Genomic DNA, 17,526 nt, shown 5'->3' with positions numbered 1-17,526 from the left:
ATTAATGAATATGGCTACTGTAAAGACCGCTTCTGTATTGGCATTTGAGCGTAAATTAGCAAACTCTGACGCCATTATGTACGCCGGTAATTGGCAACAATCTGAATGGACACCGATTGTTATTCAGGAAAAAGCCGTGCGTGGCACCATTTCTAACCGTTTAAAAAATGCTATCGCTAGCGACCCCGCCAAATTGGATGCTGAAATCCAAAAGCCTAATTTGCAGCGGGTGGATGTCGCAGCTTTACCGTTTGACGCCGATACCTTGAAAGTGAGTTTTACCCTGCGGGTGTTGGGTAATTTGGTTCGGCCATCGGTCTGTAACGATCAGGATTACCAGGCTGAATTAGCGAGTGTGATTCAGGGATATATCAAGGAACACGGGTTTAAAGAACTGGCAGGACGCTATGCCGAAAATCTGGCGAACGGGCGCTTTTTGTGGCGTAACCGCGTTGGTGTTGACGAAATTGCTATTACCGTTAAGGGCAAAGAGAAAACCTGGCATTTTAACGCTACCGATTACAATTTACGTGAATTTAGCCAACCGGATAAGGCACTGGCTGAATTGGCCAAGGAAATTGAACAGGGCTTGTCTGGAGAAAGTTTCTCATTCTTCAGCGTTGATGCTGAAGTCCGACTGGGTAAAGGGCAGGAAGTTTTCCCTTCTCAAGAATTGGTTTTGGACAGTAACAGCAAGAAAAGCAAAGTGTTATATCAGGTAGAGGGTATTGCCGCCATGCACTCACAGAAAATTGGTAATGCATTGCGCACCATTGATAGCTGGTACCCCGAAGCTGAAACGTTGGGGTTGGGGCCGATCGCAGTGGAACCTTATGGTTCAGTTACCAGTCGTGGACAAGCTTATCGTCAGCCAAAACAGAAAATGGATTTCTACACCTTACTGGATAATTGGGTCACTAAAGGCAAGGTCCCCGATGTGGCGCAACAGCACTATGTGATGGCGATTTTAATCCGTGGTGGCGTGTTTGGCGAGAAGGGTGAATAAGGGGACTGGCATGGATCATTATCAGGATATTTGCGTATTACCCGATCCTGAATTCAGCGAACCTATGTTAATGGCTGCTCTATTCGCCAAGCTTCACCGGGCGTTGGCTGCCGATGGTCAGGGCAAAATCGGCGTCAGTTTTCCAGATATGCAACGCACGCCGGGTGCGGTGTTGCGGTTACACGGTGGTCATGAGGCGCTGAATGAGCTTCAGAAAAGTGGCTGGCTGAAAGGATTACGCGACTATACCGGCGTCGGTGCCATCCAGGCCGTGCCGGCTGGTGCTCAATATCGAACGGTCAGCAGAGTTCAGGTCAAGAGTAGCGTAGAACGACTACGCAGAAGGGCGGTCAGCAAAGGTTGGTTAACAGAGGAACAGGCCAAAGAAAAGATCCCGCGGGCTAATGAACAACGCTCTTCACTTGCGTTTATTGCGTTGAAAAGCCTCTCGACAGGGCAAAGTTTTCGTCTGTTTGTAAAGCAGGGAGAACTGAGGGAAACGCCGGTGGAAGGAAGGTTCAGTTTTTACGGTTTAAGCCCCTCCGCCACTATACCGTGGTTCTGACCCTCTTTTTTCAGGCAGAGATAACTGATTGATTTCATTATCTCTGCCTCACGTCAAAAAATTAGGGTAAAACTATCAAGAAACCACTATTTTCTTTAATAATCAGTTTGTTAATGAGGTTTATGTACAGTTCACTGCCGTACAGGCAGCTTAGAAAGGAATGTGACGCTATGAAAGTTATTATTGTTAGTTCACTGCCGTACAGGCAGCTTAGAAAACAAAGGCGCGGCTCCTTTACTGGAAGAAATCGTTCACTGCCGTACAGGCAGCTTAGAAAAACATTGCCGCGCCAGCCGGACCACCAATCAGGTTCACTGCCGTACAGGCAGCTTAGAAAATCACCCACGCCGCTACAGTGCCGGTAATTGCGTTCACTGCCGTACAGGCAGCTTAGAAAAAAGCGGCATAAGAAGAAAACCAAATCAAAGGGTTCACTGCCGTACAGGCAGCTTAGAAACGTACCCATTACAGGAAATAGTTTTGCCTCGGGTTCACTGCCGTACAGGCAGCTTAGAAATGTAGGGTGGCCAGGCGTGTGAGGTAATCTGTGTTCACTGCCGTACAGGCAGCTTAGAAACGACTGTTCCCGGTATCAGCTTACCGGTGAAGGTTCACTGCCGTACAGGCAGCTTAGAAAGCAATGCCGTGAATATAATACGCGTATTTCATGTTCACTGCCGTACAGGCAGCTTAGAAAAAGCCTCAAAAGCCTTGGTAACTGTCGTTTTAGTTCACTGCCGTACAGGCAGCTTAGAAAAACTGGTGCGGCTTGATCTGGGGTATGACACCGTTCACTGCCGTACAGGCAGCTTAGAAAAAGAAGGCCATGTTAAGTTACGCTGACAAGATGTTCACTGCCGTACAGGCAGCTTAGAAATCTCGCACCCGCTGGGTGATATCCCCGGTCGGGTTCACTGCCGTACAGGCAGCTTAGAAATTCATCGCGGGGTATTACTTCAAGGTTCGGAAGTTCACTGCCGTACAGGCAGCTTAGAAACGCATAATTTCTACGCCCTTACCGTCCAGTAAGTTCACTGCCGTACAGGCAGCTTAGAAATACACAGGGGCTTCGGCCCCTTTTTCTTTGTTGTTCACTGCCGTACAGGCAGCTTAGAAACTTTCGATACTTTGGCAGTCTCCTTGCCTGAGTTCACTGCCGTACAGGCAGCTTAGAAACGGACGGGTTAACGAAAAAATTTGTGGCTACAGTTCACTGCCGTACAGGCAGCTTAGAAAAGGCGGCACGCGCACGCTGCCGTACCCCGTACGTTCACTGCCGTACAGGCAGCTTAGAAACGGCCGGCAGCCGAATCCGGCCCGATCGTCAAGTTCACTGCCGTACAGGCAGCTTAGAAATCGACAACTCCGATAATAGACGTGGAAACCGGGTTCACTGCCGTACAGGCAGCTTAGAAATGAAATCACTTTCAATGCGTCTGTCAGTGACCGTTCACTGCCGTACAGGCAGCTTAGAAAGAAGGGCTTCGTAGCCGAGAACGCCAAAAACAGTTCACTGCCGTACAGGCAGCTTAGAAAAAACACTGGAAATTTCCGCAGCGTTAACAGCAGTTCACTGCCGTACAGGCAGCTTAGAAATTGTAAGGCTTTCTTCCCGCGCATCAGAAGGGGTTCACTGCCGTACAGGCAGCTTAGAAACCGTTCACGCGGACGCGGCGGATGCTGTCACTGTTCACTGCCGTACAGGCAGCTTAGAAAATCGAACAAGGCAAGGGACAAAAGCCGCTAAGTTCACTGCCGTGGGGTCAGTCCAATTTGATTGATTAATCATACTGGTGAGGTGGTGGCATTATCGTTATTTGTGACCGTCCTCAACAACGCAGGTAAGATGACGCGAGCAAAGGCAAGGAGAATCGACATTGAACACGACTGAAGAGCAGCAACAAATTGCGCATTTCCTCAGCAAACAACATGTGCTGACACTGTGCGCTGGCAACTGCATGGACATGTGGTGTGCCAACTGTTTTTACGTCTTTGATGCCGAACGCATGTCGCTGTGGCTAATGACCGAAACCCATACCCGCCACGGCGAGTTGATGCTGCAAAATAGTCGGGTGGTCGGCACCATAGCGCCAAAACCTAAGACCATCGCGTTGATCCGCGGCGTGCAGTATCGCGCCGAAGCGGTGATGCTGAGCGGTGATGAAGAGCAACTTGCACGGGCACGCTACTGCAAGCGTTTCCCGGTAGCCAAAGTGATGAAAGCGCCGGTTTGGCAACTGAGCCTGCAAGAAGTGAAGATGACCGATAACACCCTCGGCTTCGGCAAGAAACTGCATTGGACGCGGACCTGACGTAATAAACTCTAGCCTATAGCTTTCAAGTTGCAGCTAGGCGGCCAGCTCGCTCATCCCCAGGCGCTTACTCGAGTAAGTCACTGGGGTGACAAATCTGCCGGGAGCAGATTTGAACGCTGCTCGCAGCGGCCCCGTTAGGGGTGTGGCCCATAGACGGGCCACATAACTGAGTGCAGGTAACAACGCTGCAACTTGAAAGATGACGGGTATATACTTTTCATAGAGATCATTCGGCGGGAGGGTATATGGCACGGGTATTCATGGTAGGGGCTACCGGGTTGGTGGGGCGCGAGCTGTTGGGCATGCTGCAGGCCAATCCGCAGGTCACGGCGATCGTGGCACCGACGCGTAAGCCGCTGCCGGCGCATGAAAAGTTGGAGAACCCGGTGGGTGATGACCTGTTTGCGCTGCTGACAAAGCAGGAGCAACCGGTCGATATGGTGTTCTGTTGTCTGGGGACCACGCGGCGTGAGGCGGGCAGCGACGCCAATTTTCACTACGTCGATTACACCCTGGTAGTGGAAAGTGCGTTGACCGGTCGGCGTCTGGGGGCGCAGCACTGTCTGGTGGTCAGTGCGCTGGGGGCCAGCACGCGCTCGACCTTCCTTTACAACCGGACCAAGGGTGAAATGGAACAGGCTCTGCGTGAGCAGAACTGGCCACGTCTGACACTGGTGCGGCCATCGATGCTGCTGGGCGAACGCGCTTCACCACGTTTGCTGGAACGCCTGAGCGCCCCCTTGTTCAAGATGCTGCCCGGAAAATGGCGGGGTGTCGCCGCCAAAGATGTGGCGCAGACCCTGTTGGAGCAGGCGTTCAGCCCCGGTAACGGCGTTAAGGTGCTGGAGTCCGATCGGCTGCATTGTTACCACAGTGCACGCTGAGATTATCGAACGCCAGCTCCAGACCCGGCGGCAGTTCGTTGTCCATCAGCCACAGATCGAGATGATGACTGATGTGCGTCAGCAGTGTGCGGTCGGGTTGCAAGCGTTGTTGGATTTCCCGTGCGCGGGTCAGATCGTTGTGATTACGCGGTGCTTGCGGCTGGGGTGGCAAACTGCAGTCGAGAACCATTAAATCCAGGGTTACTGCGCGCAGAAAAGCCTCGGTATCCGGCGGTAAACCGACGGTATCGGTCAGATAGGCCAGCGATTTCCCTGCGGCCTGGATCAGATAACCCAGAGTGAGTTTCGAATGTTGCAGCGGCAGCGGGGTGATGCATAGCCCGCCCAGTTCAACCGTTTCAAAGGGTTTTAACGGCGGCTGAAACGCCAGAATACCCGGGTGTTTGAACAAGTCGTCACAGCCCTGTTCATCGGCCGGGCCATACACCGGAATAAAATTTCCGCAGCCCCAGCGCAAAGGAAATAACCCCTGGACGTGATCCATGTGGTAATGTGTCAGTAAAAAACGTTGAATTTCCCCCGCCGAAAAGCGCCGTTCCAACGACGGTAATCCCGCATCCAGCAAGGTCGTTTCCCCCTGAAATTTAAGCATTGCGCTGCAAGGCCTGCGCCGGAATGCCGGCTCGCGCCGCGCCCGCTGACAGACCAGACAATCACAGCCGAACACCGGAGTCTGCTGGGCACCGCCGGTGCCGAGAAACGTCAATTGCATGAGTTGCTCCTTTACCCTTCGCCTTTCACGCCGCAGCGTTGTTGGCTGCATACGCGCACCTCAGCCGCTTACTTGAGTAAGCTCCTGAGGATTCACGCATTTGCCGCCTAGCTGCAACGCGAAATTCATTGGGTAAGATTAATAAGGGCCTTAAAGATACTTCTCCGCAAAGGCGTTGATATCGCGGAAATCCGCCAATCGTTCCTGTAATGTCTGATGATCCCAGTGCCACCACTGGCTGCGTTCAATACGTTCGATCAGTGCGTCGTCAAAACGCATGCCGATCTTTTTGGCCGCCACGCCGGCGACAATCTCATAAGGGGCTACATCCTTGGTTACCACCGCCGCGCTGCCGATCACTGCGCCGTTGCCGATGTTGACGCCGGGCATCACGATGGCGTTATGGCCGATCCACACGTCGTGGCCGATGCTCACGTGGTGTTCGCGCCGCCAGTCGAAGAAGGCTTCATCATCTTCCCCCAGATCGTACTCTGAAGCGCGATAGGTGAAATGGTGCTGGGCGATGCGCTGATAGGTGGGGTGGTTGCCGGGATTAATGCGTGCGTAAGAGGCGATCGACACGAATTTGCCGATGGTGGCGTAAAAAATCTGGTTATGTCCGGCGGTGTAGGAATAGTCGCCCATTTCGACTTCTTCGAGGATCGCATCGTCGGCCAGATGAACATACTGGCCGAGGCGGCTGCGGTTAAGCGTCACGTTGCCGCCGATTCTCGGCTGTGCCAAATCACTCATGGCAGGGCATCCTGTGGTTGTTTGGCTGAAGCGGGCAGCAGCGCCAACAGCGCTGCCAAAGTGTCTTCAAGGTTTCCGTCGTTATCCAGTCGGCAGCAAATGGCGGGCAGCTGTTGCTGATATTCCGCCGCCCGTGCCAGCCGCTGTGCTATCTGATCGGCGTTTTCACGCCCGCGATTTTGCAGGCGTTGGCGCAGAATATCGCTGCTGACCTGCAGGCACACCGGCAGCAGCTGTGTACCGTAGCGTTGCTGTGCCTGTGCCAGATGAGCACGGGATCCGTTGACCACCACATCGATCCCCTGCAGTAACCACAGATCGACCTCGATGCCAAAGGCGTAATGGTGCTGATGCGCCTGCCAGTCGAGGGCAAACAACCCTTTGGCGCGGCGGCGCAGGAACTCCGGTTCGCTAAGCGCAATATGGTTCTCGCAGCCGGCGTCTGCCGGCCGGGTGATATAGCGGTGCGCCACCAGTGGGGCGCTGTCGACGTCGGCGCGCAGTGCGGCCAACAGACTGTCCTTGCCTGAGCCGGACGGCCCCATCAGATAGATAAGCTGCGCCATCAGAATACCTGCTTGCCCTGGCGCCACACGTTGTGCACGTAAACGTGCTCGCCGTGCGGTCGTACCAACACCAGATCTGCCCGCATGCCTTCGGCGATGGTGCCGCGATCCTGCAAATTCAGCGCCCTGGCCGGGTTGCGGGTGATCATCTGCACTGCCTGCGGCAGGTTGTAATCGTTGCGTTCGTCGGCCGCAATGCGAAACGCCGCATCCAACAGGCTGGCCGGGTAATAGTCGGAGGACAGGATATCCAGCACGCCCAACGCCGCCAGGTGGTGCGCTGCTACGTTGCCGGAATGTGAGCCGCCACGCACGATGTTCGGCGCGCCCATCAGCACCTGCAATCCTTGTTGGTGCGAAGCCAGGGCGGCGTCTTCGGTAGTGGGGAACTCGGCAATCACGCTACCCAGCGCGCAGGACTCGCTGACGTGGGCGGCGGTAGCATCGTCGTGGCTGGCGAGCGAAATTTTACGCGCCCGGCAATGGGCGGCAATGGCTTCGCGATTCGGCGTAGCCCAGCGGGCAGAAAGCGCAACCTGGTGCTCTTCATACTCGCTCATCTGCTGGTCGTTGAGGTGATATTTGCCCTGATAATACTCACGGTATTTTTCACGCGAGGCGAACTGGCGCTGGCCCGGCGAATGATCCATCAGCGACACCAAAGACACCCCAGGCTTGTCCATCAACTGTTCGAACAGCGACAGGGTGCTCTCGTTGGGCAGTTCGCAGCGCAGGTGCAACCGGTGTTCGGCGCGGTTGACCCCGGCGCGCTGGCTGTGGATCACCGCGTCGATCATTTTTTGCAGGTTTTCCAGCCGGTGGCCGCCGTCGCGAACGTCGCCAATGGCCACCGCGTCCAGCACGGTGGTGATGCCGTTGGCTACCATCAGCGCATCATGGCTGCTCATGGCCGAATGCGCCGGCCAGTCGACGTTCGGGCGCGGGGTGAAAAACTTGTCCAGATTGTCGGTGTGCAGTTCAATCAAGCCCGGCAGCAGCCAGCCGCCTTCACCGTTCAATGCCTGCGGCAACTGGCTGGGCGTATCGGCAAAGCTGCGGATCATGCCGTCGCTGATTTCCAGCGATCCTTCGACCGTTTGATCTTCCAGCACCAGTTTCACGTTATTGATGATCATCAGAGGATCTCCAGCGCCTGTGGCACCTGCATGTCATATAACCGGTCGGCGACCTGCTGACGGACGCCTTCATCATGGAAAATGCCGACGATCGCCGCGCCACGTTGTTTGGCCTGTTCGATCAGCGCGACCACGGCCGCACTGTTACGGCTGTCGAGGGAGGCGGTGGGTTCGTCCAGCAACAGGATCGGGTAATCGACGATAAAGCCGCGCGCGATGTTCACCCGCTGTTGTTCACCACCGGAGAAGGTGGAAGGGGCCAGTTGCCACAGGCGTTGCGGTACGTTGAGCTGGTTGAGCAGCGTCTCGGCGCGTTCGCGGCATTCGGCGCGGTTGACGCCCTGTTCCAGCAGCGGCTGCATCACGACGTCCAGCGCGCTGATACGCGGGATCACCCGCAGAAACTGGCTGACCCAGCCGAGGGTGTGGCGGCGGACCGCCAGGATCTGGCGTGCTTCGGCCTGCACCATATCCAGCCATTCACCCTGGTGATTAATCCAGATATGGCCGCTGTCAGGCAGATAATTGGCATACAGTGAGCGCAGCAGCGTGGATTTCCCGCTGCCGGAATGCCCGTGCAGCACCACACATTCGCCGCTGCTGACCGTCATATTGGCATCGTGCAGTACCGGCAGTTGCGTGCCGTGCTGCTGGTGGAGCACAAAGGTTTTGCTGAGGTGTTCAACCCGGATTTGAATAGTCATTTGTCATTACCTTGCGTTACGACAGCACCGAAGAAACCAGCAGTTGGGTATAAGGATGGTGCGGATCGTCCAGCACCCGGTCGGTCAGGCCGCTTTCCACCACCTCGCCCTGTTTCATCACCAGCAGCCGGTGCGCCAGTAGGCGCGCCACGCCAAGATCGTGGGTGACGATCACCGCCGCCAACTGCATTTCCACCACCAGCGTGCGCAGCAGATCGAGCAGACGTGCCTGTACCGAAACGTCCAGCCCGCCGGTGGGCTCGTCCATAAACACCAATTTTGGGTGGGTCACCAGATTGCGGGCAATCTGCAACCGCTGTTGCATGCCACCGGAGAAGGTGGTCGGCAGGTCATCCAGGCGCGATACCGGGATCTCGACGTCTTCCAGCCATTGGCCGGCCTGACGGCGAATGTCGCCGTAGTGACGCTGGCCGATAGCCATCAGGCGTTCACCGATGTTGCCACCGGCAGAAACCTTGGGGCGTAGCCCGTCGAGAGGATGCTGATGCACCACGCCCCAGTCGGTACGCAGCAGGCGGCGGCGATCGCTTTCCGCCATCGCGTACAGGTCGTGCTGTTGCCCGGCCTGCGGGCGGTAAAGGATCTGCCCTTGTTGCGGCACCAGCCGGGCGGAAATCGACTTCAGCAGGGTAGTTTTACCGGAACCGGATTCGCCAACGATGCCCAGCACTTCGCCGGGATAGATATCAAAAGAGACATCGCTAAAGCCCTTGCCCGGTGCGTACAGATGGGTGAGGTTAGTCACCGACAGCAGCGGCGTGGTGCTCAGAGGGGTGGAAGCCATCAGTGCTGCGCCTCTTGCGAAGGTTGCGCCAGCTGTTGCTGGCAGTAATCGGTGTCGGAACAGACGAACATGCGGTTGCCCTGATCGTCGAGCACCACTTCATCGAGATAGCTGTGGCGTGAACCACACAGGGCACAAGGCTCGTCCCACTGCTGCACGGTGAAAGGATGATCGTCGAAGTCCAGGCTCTCCACCTTAGTGAACGGCGGCAGGGCATAGATGCGCTTCTCGCGCCCGGCCCCAAACAGCTGCAGTGCCGGCATCATGTGCATTTTCGGGTTATCGAATTTCGGGATCGGCGACGGATCCATCACGTAGCGGTCATTGACCTTCACCGGATAGGCGTAGGTGGTGGCGATATGGCCGTAGCGCGCGATGTCTTCATACAGTTTCACCTGCATCACGCCGTATTCTTCCAGCGCGTGCATTTTACGGGTCTCGGTTTCGCGCGGTTCGATAAAGCGCAGCGGCTCCGGGATCGGCACCTGATAAATCAGGATCTGGTCTTCACGCAGCGCGGTTTCCGGGATGCGGTGCCGGGTCTGGATCAGCGTAGCTTCCGGCGTGCGCTCGGTGGTGGCGACGCCGGCAACGCGCTGGAAGAAGCGACGGATGGAAACCGCATTGGTGGTGTCATCGGCTCCCTGGTCGATCACCTTCAGCACGTCGGCGCGGCCAATCACGCTGGCAGTCAACTGAATGCCGCCAGTGCCCCAGCCGTAGGGCATGGGCATCTCACGCCCGCCGAACGGCACCTGATAGCCAGGGATTGCCACCGCCTTCAAAATTGCGCGGCGGATCATGCGTTTGGTCTGTTCGTCTAGATAGCCCAGGTTATAACCGGTTAATACTTCACTCATCGCGGGCCTCCTGACGTTCGCTGAATTCCTGCCGCAGGCGTTTGAGCAATTCCAGCTCGGCCTGGAAATCGACGTAGTGCGGCAATTTAAGGTGGGAAACAAAGCCGGCGGCTTCAACATTATCGGCGTGGGCCAGCACGAACTCTTCATCCTGCGCCGGGCTGGCGATGCCTTCGTTGTACTCGGGGCTTTGCAGGGCGCGATCCACCAGCGCCATCGCCATCGCCTTGCGTTCGGCACGACCAAACACCAGGCCATAGCCGCGGGTGAAATGCGGTGGTTGGTCGACCGGGTCAATAAAGCCGTTGACCATTTCACACTCGGTCAGCAGGATCTCGCCGATATCTACCGCGAAACCCAGATCTTCAGGCACTATCTCCGCCGAAACATAGCCAGTACGTATCTCACCGGCGAACGGGTGGGTACGGCCGTAACCACGCTGGGTGGAGTAGCTCAGTGCCAGCAGGAAACCTTCGTCACCGCGCACCAACTGTTGCAAGCGTGCCGAACGGGAACAAGGGTAAACCGGCGGATTGCGGGTGATGTCATCCGGCGCGCTGCCGTCATCCTGTTCCGCCAGCGCCAGCTGCTGCTGACTGAGTAAGTCGAACACATGGGCACAGTTTTCCGGCAGCGGTTCGTCGGCCTGTGGCGCGCGTGGCGCTTCGCCTTCGGCCAGCAGGGCAAAGTCCAGCAGCCGGTGGGTGTAATCGTAGGTCGGCCCCAGCACCTGCCCACCGGGCAAGTCCTTGTAAACCGCCGAGATACGGCGTTCCAGCCGCATATTTTCGGTCGCCAATGGCTCACTGACCGCCAACCTTGGCAGAGTGGTGCGGTAGGCGCGCAGCAGGAAAATGGCTTCGACCAGATCGCCGCTCGCCTGCTTAATGGCCAGCGCCGCCAACTGAGGATCGTAAATACCCCCTTCGGTCATTACCCGATCTACCGCCAACCCCAATTGCTGTTCAATCTGCTGGGTACCGAGCGCCGGTACGCTGTCGTCGCCACGCCTCAGTTGTTCCTGTAACTGATGGGCTGCCTCAATGGCTTTTTCGCCCCCTTTAACGGCAACGTACATCAGCACACCTCCACATGGGTGGTCCGTGGCAGCGCCAGCAGGCGCTCACCGCAGGTCAGCAGGAAATCCAGCCCCAGCGGGAAACGCTGTGGACGGTTAATCAGGTAATCCAGTAAGGCTTGCGGCAATGACGGCGAGATAACCCGTTGCTGTTCAATGCCGGGACCGGTCAGGCGCAGCGCAGTGCCCTGTTCCAGACTGTCGAGCTGGACAACTACCGTGGCGCTGAACTCGGGGGAGATCTCGCTGCCGTGCGGTAAGGCCTGCAAATCAGCGGCCTGCAATTGCGTATCGAACAGGGCAAAGCACACTTCTTCGCTGTTATTGGCCAGCGGCGCACCGCTGTGGAAGCGAATGTTTGTTAGCACTTGCTCACATTCTAACGCCAGAGACAGTTGAATCGGCGTTTCCTGGTCTGCCAGGGTCAACAGTGCGGCGGTGCTGGCGGCGTTCAGCGCGCCCCAGGCCGGGCTTGTCGACAGTGTGACGATATGGCCCGGTTCACTTAATGCTTTAAGGATCAGGCGGAAAGCCTGTTGCGATTGTTCAATCGGTTGTGCAAAACCTGTCAGTAGGCTCATTGGTTAATCCCCTCGCACCAGCGTAAAGAAGTCCACCCGGCTGGAGGCTACCGCCCGAGCGCGAAGCTGGCGTTGTTCATGTTGCAAGGCCGCCAGTGGCTCAATCAGTTGCTGTTGCAGCAATTCGGCCTGCTCCGGCAGCTGCAACAGGGCATCCGCCAGCGCACAGAGTTCGGCATGGGCCTTGTCACGTCCGGCAATATAGCTGTAGCCGTAACCGCCGTTTTCCAGCTGCACCACCGCGCGGGTAACGGTCATGTCGCCCAGCACAAAGCGGCGGCCGGTGGCGCCCATACGGCCCTGTAACTGCGCCAGGCCAATCTCCGGCGCGCGAATGGTTTGGTAGCGCGGGCTGAGGTTCAGCGCCTGCCAGTGGCTGCGCAACTGGTCCGGCTGGCTGTGCGCCAGTACCGACATCCAGCGTTGTCTCGGCTGTAAGGCTTGCATTCAGTGCTCCATGGTCAGTTCAATCATGTCGGCGCGCGCCAGGCTGACGGAGTATTCCGCCACGCTGTCACTGCCGCTGCAGACGTTGAGGGTGCGCACGCACAGCAGCGGCGCGTGGGTAGCTATTTCCAGCAACCGACTCTCTTTGGCCTGCGCGCGGCGTGCGCTGATGCGCGTCTGCTTGCGGGTCAGCGGCTGGTGGATGTTGAGTTCGATAAATTCATGCAATGAGCCGCTGTGGAACTGCTGCAGCGCCGGCCACCAGTCCAGATCGGGCAGATAATGGTCGATCAGGCTCATCGGCACGCCGTTGACCCGGCGCAGGGTGCGCAGGTGGATCACCGTTTCGCCTTCTTCACGCGACAGTGCACTGGCCACATGTCCATTACACGGGCGTAATACTGCGAGTAAGCGCTCACTGGTGGGGTGACTTCCCTGCTCGCACAGGTTCTGGCTAAAGCGGGTATTGGCATGCAGCGGATAGTCATAGGGGCGCATCAGCACCAGAATGCCGATGCCGTGTCGACGTTGCAGCCAGCCGCGCTCCACCAATTGGTCGACCGCACGGCGCAGGGTATGGCGATTAACCTGATAACGCTCTGCCAGCTGTTGTTCGGAAGGCAGATAGTCACCGCAGCGGTATTGGGTACGCAGCTCTTGTTCAAGCTGCGCGGCGATTTGTTGGTAGCGGGTGGGGTATCTGGTCGGATGTCTAGATAAGTCCATCATAATGAAAACCTCGGCGTGCAGAATACCCATTTGCAGGATGCTGATGGTTGGCGTTGCATGGTCTGTACCCTTTGGTGAAGTTGGCGTTATTCTGCCGGGGTTAAATGACAATCTGGTTACGCGTCAGTGGCGAACAGATGAACTATTTGGGACAGGCTGATGATGCGCTCGGGGCTGCGGCGCGCTAAGCTGACGTCATTGTTCACCGAACCGAGCCAACCCCATGCCACAGCCTCTGACCGCAACCGAACACCGCAGCCGCCCCTGGCCGCTGTGGAAACCGATCCTGTTTCTGCTGGTGGTGGCCGTTGGCCTCTACTACGTCAAATGGCAACCCTATTACGGCAAGGCTTTTCTGGCGGCGGATACTCACTCGATCGGCAAATCGATACTGGCTAATGGCGACAGCAGCCCCTGGTTGGCAGCCTGGCACTATGCACTGGTCTATTTCACCGCGGTGTGGAAGGCGGCGGTGCTCGGCGTGGTATTGGGCTCGCTGGTGCAGGTGTTAATCCCACGCGACTGGTTGGTGCGCACCCTGGGCCACCCGCGTTTCTCCGGCACCTTGCTCGGCGCGGCGATCGCACTGCCGGGCATGATGTGTACCTGCTGTGCGGCACCAGTTGCCGCCGGGTTACGCCGTCAGTCGGTATCCAGTGGTGCGGCGATGGCATTCTGGCTAAGTAACCCGGTGCTGAACCCGGCGACGCTGATTTTTATGGGCTTCGTGCTTGGCTGGCAGTTTGCCGCTATTCGGCTGGTGGCTGGGGTGATTATGGTGTTGGGCATTGCCTGGCTGGTGCAGCGCGCGACCGCCAACGACCCGCAACCCGCCGCACTGCAAATGCCGGTGATACCGTTGGAGCAAACCGAGGCGCAGCCCTTTTTTAGCCGCTGGCTAAAGGCGCTGTGGTCGCTGTTTTGGTCGACCATTCCGATCTACATTCTGGCGGTACTGGCGCTGGGCGCGGCACGCGTGTGGCTGTTCCCGCATGCTGACGGCGCGATAGACAACAGCCTGCTGTGGATTATTGGGCTGGCGATCGCCGGTTGCCTGTTCGTGATCCCCACCGCAGCGGAAATCCCGATTGTGCAGACCATGATGCTGGCGGGCATGGGCACCGGCCCGGCGCTGGCGCTGCTGATGACCCTGCCAGCGGTCAGCCTGCCTTCATTGCTGATGCTGAACAAAGCCTTTTCCGCCAAGGCTCTGTGCCTGACCGCCGCGCTGGTGGCGCTGTGCGGCGCACTGACCGGCGTGGTGGGGATGGGGCTGGTGTAGGTGGACGTGGCATCTCCCTCTCTTGGGGAGAGGCCGGGGTGAGGGGATGATCAACGCAGCTTATGCACCACCTGATTGGCGCTGCCGCGCCAAATCAGCGCCGGGTCTTTTAAATCCTGCACAAACTTGCCGTCAATCAGCACGTTAATCCGATCCACCACCTGCATTTGCTGTTCATCCAGCTCCGCCAGTCGGTAACCGGTCCATAGCCAGATATCCTTGCCGGGGCACTCGGCATGTACCCTTTTCACCAATTGCAGCACCGCCGTGATATTGGCCGGATGCAGCGGATCCCCGCCGGAGAGCGACAGCCCCTGGCGCGGCACGCGCGTATCGTTCAGATCGGCAATCAACTGGTCTTCCATCGCCTGGGTAAAAGGCTGGCCGGAGTTGAGCCGCCAGGTGCTTTTGTTGTAGCAACCGGGGCACTGGTGTACGCAACCGGCAACAAACAGCGTGCAGCGGGTGCCGGGGCCGTTGACCACATCGATAGGGTAGTACTGGTGATAATTCATCTGAGGCCTGCCCATCAGGCTATTTTACTGGCCATTTTGCCTCCGGGTAGTGTTCACAAAATGCATGCATTTTGAACGCCCTCATAGAGGGCGGCCCGTAGGGTGAGCAACGCGAATAATATCCTCACGTACTGCGTGTACGCTCCGGTTTGTGCGCGCTGGCCGAAGGCAAACTGGTTGCGACAATCACGCCTGATGAACAGGCTTCTGCATAGGCTGCACGGCGTTTTTCAGCCGAGCTGCCCGTTGCCGAGGTGTTTCACCCGACGTTTCACTTCTTCCTGCTTACCGGCGTTGAACGGCCTGGCGTCCGGACTGCCGAGGTAACCACATACCCGGCGAGTGACGGAGACCTTGGACGGTTCGTGATTGCCGCATTTCGGGCAGGTAAAGCCCTTGCTGGTACAGGCAAACTCACCGGTAAAGCCGCACTCGTAGCACTCATCAATTGGCGTATTGGTACCGTAATAAGGTACGCGGCTGTAGCTGTAATCCCACACATCTTCCAGCGCTTTCAGGTTGTGCTGCAGGTTCGGGTATTCGCCGTAACAGATGAAACCGCCGTTGGCCAATGGGGGGTAAGGCGCTTCAAAATCCAACTTGTCGTAAGGATTAACCTTTTTCTCCACGTCGAGATGGAAGCTGTTGGTGTAATAGCCTTTGTCGGTGACGCCCGGCACCACGCCGAAATCGGCGGTATCCAACCGGCAGAAGCGGTCGCACAGGTTCTCGCTCGGCGTGCTGTACAGGCCGAAGCCATAACCGGTCTCTTCTTTCCAACTGTCGGTGGCGGCCCGCAGGCGGGCAACAATGGCAACCGCCTTGGCGCGCAGTGCTTCGTCGTCGTAGACGTGCCGTTGGTCACCGAACAGTGCGTTGATGGTTTCATGCAGGCCGATATAACCCAGCGAGATTGACGCGCGGCCATTTTTAAAGATGTCGGCGATATTGTCGTCCGCCTTCAGGCGTACACCGCAGGCACCTTCCATATACAGGATTGGCGCGACCCTGGCCTTGATGCCTTCCAGCCGGGCGATGCGCGTCATCAGCGCCTTTTTCGCCAACAGCAAACGTTGGTCAAGCAACTGCCAGAAGCGGCTTTCATCCCCGACCGCTTCTAGCGCAATGCGCGGCAGGTTCAGGCTGATCACGCCGATATTGTTGCGGCCGTCGTGCACCAGTTCGCCATCTTCTTCATAAGTACCGAGGAAGCTGCGGCAGCCCATCGGGGTTTTGAACGAGCCGGTGACTTTCACCACCTGATCGTAATTGAGGATGTCCGGGTACATGCGCTTGCTGGCGCACTCCAGTGCCAGCTGCTTGATGTCGTAGTTCGGATCGCCGTATTGGTGATTAAGGCCGTCGCGGATGGCGAACACCAGTTTGGGGAATACTGCCGTCTTGCGGTTCTTGCCCAGCCCTGCGATGCGATTTTGCAGGATTGAACGCTGGATCATCCGTGATTCCCAGCTGGTGCCCAGGCCAAAACCGAAGGTCACGAACGGCGTCTGCCCGTTGGCGGTGTGCAGGGTGTTGACTTCATATTCCAGCGACTGGAAGGCGTCGTAACACTCTTTCTCGGTGCGTGCCATGGCGTAGCCTTGCGCATCCGGGATCTGCCATTGTTCGGCGACCTGCCGATGTTTGGTGAAGCTTTCGCTGACGAACGGTGCCAGGATCTCGTCGATGCGGTTAATGGTGGTGCCGCCATAAATATGGCTGGCAACCTGCGCAATGATCTGGGCGGTGACCGCAGTGGCGGTAGAGATAGACTTCGGAGGTTCGATCTCGGCGTTGCCCATCTTGAAGCCGTTAGTCAGCATGCCTTTCAGGTCGATCAACATGCAGTTGAACATCGGGAAGAAGGGTGAGTAATCGAGATCGTGGTAGTGGATTTCGCCGCGCTCGTGGGCCAGCACTACGTCACGCGGCAGGATGTGTTGCTTGGCATAATGCTTGGCGACGATCCCGGCCAGCAGATCGCGCTGGGTGGGGATCACTTTGCTGTCCTTGTTGGCGTTTTCGTTCAGCAGCGCCATGTTGCTTTGCTCCACCAGGCCACGGATCTCCTGGTTCAGCCGACCGCGCAGTTCACGCGCTACGTCGCGATCGTGTCGATATTCAATATAGGCGCGGGCCAGCTGCTTGTATTCACCGGCCATCAGCTGATTTTCTACCGCCTGCTGAATTTCATGGATATCAACGCGCTGCTGCTGTGACATCCGTTGAGCGACTACGCGGGCGACGGTAGCGCAGTAGTCGGCATTGACAATACCGACGGCCAGCGCGGCGCGCTCGATAGCTTGCCCAATACGTGCCTCGTCAAAAGGTACCTGACAACCGTCCCGTTTAATCACTACTGGTTTCACGTTGTTACTCCTTGTTCCCCGAGGGAGCGCAGATGCCCGGCAGGCTAAAAGCCGTTGGGTATCGGTATGATTTCGGCTTATCCACAGGGCAATGCCGCAGCGCACAAGGGCTGAGGCGACGTGTGGATGATTTTGTGGATAAATACTATATATGGGTTCTAGTGTTTCTCAACACACTATATATAGATATTGGCGAGA

18 protein-coding genes and 1 CRISPR repeat array are annotated in these 17,526 nt (G+C 57.2%); of the genes, 5 read left to right on the top strand and 13 right to left on the bottom strand.

All coding sequences use genetic code 11. From position 1 onward, the window contains the following. Positions 1-4: 4 nt before the first annotated feature. The 4 genes from csy3 to ACUTSU_RS18855 all read left to right on the top strand — a co-directional run bounded on the left by csy3 (position 5) and on the right by ACUTSU_RS18855 (position 4,770). On the top strand, positions 5-1,006 hold the full coding sequence (gene csy3, locus ACUTSU_RS18870; RefSeq protein WP_445654574.1) for a type I-F CRISPR-associated protein Csy3: 1,002 nt from the start codon (positions 5-7) through the stop codon (positions 1,004-1,006). Between the two features lie 10 nt (positions 1,007-1,016). Further along, complete coding sequence (gene cas6f, locus ACUTSU_RS18865) at positions 1,017-1,571, top strand: type I-F CRISPR-associated endoribonuclease Cas6/Csy4 (RefSeq protein ID WP_445651189.1); 555 nt, start codon at positions 1,017-1,019, stop codon at positions 1,569-1,571. Positions 1,572-1,700: 129 nt separating this feature from the next. After that, positions 1,701-3,287: direct repeats of the CRISPR family, unit length 28 nt; unit sequence GTTCACTGCCGTACAGGCAGCTTAGAAA. A gap of 161 nt (positions 3,288-3,448) precedes the next feature. Then, positions 3,449-3,883, top strand: coding sequence for a YhbP family protein (locus tag ACUTSU_RS18860; RefSeq protein ID WP_445654573.1), 435 nt, complete (start codon positions 3,449-3,451; stop codon positions 3,881-3,883). A gap of 248 nt (positions 3,884-4,131) precedes the next feature. Then, positions 4,132-4,770 (top strand): NAD(P)H-binding protein, encoded by a 639-nt coding sequence (locus ACUTSU_RS18855; RefSeq protein ID WP_445651191.1) that lies wholly within the window; start codon positions 4,132-4,134, stop codon positions 4,768-4,770. On the opposite strand, the gene phnP is transcribed toward ACUTSU_RS18855, so the two are convergent. The 11 genes from phnP to phnF form a co-directional block, all read right to left on the bottom strand. Continuing rightward, positions 4,721-5,503, bottom strand: coding sequence for a phosphonate metabolism protein PhnP (gene phnP / locus ACUTSU_RS18850; protein WP_445654572.1), 783 nt, complete (start codon positions 5,501-5,503; stop codon positions 4,721-4,723). The two genes, ACUTSU_RS18855 and phnP, sit on opposite strands and share 50 nt — an antisense overlap. Positions 5,504-5,653: 150 nt before the next feature. After that, positions 5,654-6,256 carry a DapH/DapD/GlmU-related protein gene (locus tag ACUTSU_RS18845; RefSeq protein ID WP_445651193.1) on the bottom strand — a complete coding sequence of 201 codons (603 nt, stop codon included), beginning with the start codon at positions 6,254-6,256 and terminating at the stop codon, positions 5,654-5,656. Next, entirely contained in the window at positions 6,253-6,822 is a 570-nt protein-coding gene (phnN, locus tag ACUTSU_RS18840; protein ID WP_445651194.1) for a ribose 1,5-bisphosphokinase, read from the bottom strand. Before phnN ends, ACUTSU_RS18845 begins: the two co-directional genes overlap by 4 nt. Next, positions 6,822-7,958, bottom strand: coding sequence for an alpha-D-ribose 1-methylphosphonate 5-triphosphate diphosphatase (gene phnM, locus ACUTSU_RS18835; protein WP_445651195.1), 1,137 nt, complete (start codon positions 7,956-7,958; stop codon positions 6,822-6,824). The genes phnN and phnM overlap by 1 nt, the downstream gene beginning before the upstream one ends. Further along, entirely contained in the window at positions 7,958-8,662 is a 705-nt protein-coding gene (phnL, locus tag ACUTSU_RS18830) for a phosphonate C-P lyase system protein PhnL (protein WP_445651196.1), read from the bottom strand. The genes phnM and phnL overlap by 1 nt, the downstream gene beginning before the upstream one ends. A 16-nt stretch (positions 8,663-8,678) precedes the next feature. After that, positions 8,679-9,467: a phosphonate C-P lyase system protein PhnK gene (phnK, locus tag ACUTSU_RS18825; protein ID WP_445651197.1), complete on the bottom strand. Its 789-nt coding sequence runs from the start codon at positions 9,465-9,467 to the stop codon at positions 8,679-8,681. After that, positions 9,467-10,327, bottom strand: coding sequence for an alpha-D-ribose 1-methylphosphonate 5-phosphate C-P-lyase PhnJ (locus ACUTSU_RS18820; RefSeq protein ID WP_174354078.1), 861 nt, complete (start codon positions 10,325-10,327; stop codon positions 9,467-9,469). The genes phnK and ACUTSU_RS18820 overlap by 1 nt, the downstream gene beginning before the upstream one ends. Then, a complete protein-coding gene (locus ACUTSU_RS18815; protein WP_445654571.1) occupies positions 10,320-11,405 on the bottom strand; it encodes a carbon-phosphorus lyase complex subunit PhnI in 1,086 nt (361 codons plus the stop codon). The genes ACUTSU_RS18820 and ACUTSU_RS18815 overlap by 8 nt, the downstream gene beginning before the upstream one ends. Continuing rightward, positions 11,405-11,986 carry a phosphonate C-P lyase system protein PhnH gene (gene phnH / locus ACUTSU_RS18810; RefSeq protein WP_445651198.1) on the bottom strand — a complete coding sequence of 194 codons (582 nt, stop codon included), beginning with the start codon at positions 11,984-11,986 and terminating at the stop codon, positions 11,405-11,407. Before phnH ends, ACUTSU_RS18815 begins: the two co-directional genes overlap by 1 nt. 3 nt (positions 11,987-11,989) lie before the next feature. Then, the gene (gene phnG, locus ACUTSU_RS18805; RefSeq protein WP_012004979.1) at positions 11,990-12,433 is read right to left on the bottom strand and encodes a phosphonate C-P lyase system protein PhnG; all 444 of its coding nucleotides are present in this window, start codon (positions 12,431-12,433) and stop codon (positions 11,990-11,992) included. Continuing rightward, positions 12,434-13,159, bottom strand: a complete 726-nt coding sequence (phnF, locus tag ACUTSU_RS18800; RefSeq protein ID WP_445651466.1) for a phosphonate metabolism transcriptional regulator PhnF — start codon at positions 13,157-13,159, stop codon at positions 12,434-12,436. A 226-nt stretch (positions 13,160-13,385) separates the two neighbouring features. Between phnF and ACUTSU_RS18795 the strand changes: the two genes are divergently transcribed. After that, positions 13,386-14,444, top strand: a complete 1,059-nt coding sequence (locus tag ACUTSU_RS18795) for a permease (RefSeq protein WP_445654570.1) — start codon at positions 13,386-13,388, stop codon at positions 14,442-14,444. Between the two features lie 50 nt (positions 14,445-14,494). Here the strand turns inward: ACUTSU_RS18795 and nrdG are convergent, their stop codons facing one another. After that, on the bottom strand, positions 14,495-14,959 hold the full coding sequence (gene nrdG, locus ACUTSU_RS18790; protein WP_445651200.1) for an anaerobic ribonucleoside-triphosphate reductase-activating protein: 465 nt from the start codon (positions 14,957-14,959) through the stop codon (positions 14,495-14,497). A gap of 230 nt (positions 14,960-15,189) precedes the next feature. After that, positions 15,190-17,328: an anaerobic ribonucleoside-triphosphate reductase gene (gene nrdD / locus ACUTSU_RS18785; protein ID WP_445651201.1), complete on the bottom strand. Its 2,139-nt coding sequence runs from the start codon at positions 17,326-17,328 to the stop codon at positions 15,190-15,192. Positions 17,329-17,526: the final 198 nt, after the last annotated feature.

The sequence above is a fragment of the Serratia sp. NA_13 genome, assembly GCF_052691735.1.
Note: the sequence above shows the minus strand (reverse complement) of the source record. Positions and strands in the feature narration are given on the sequence as shown.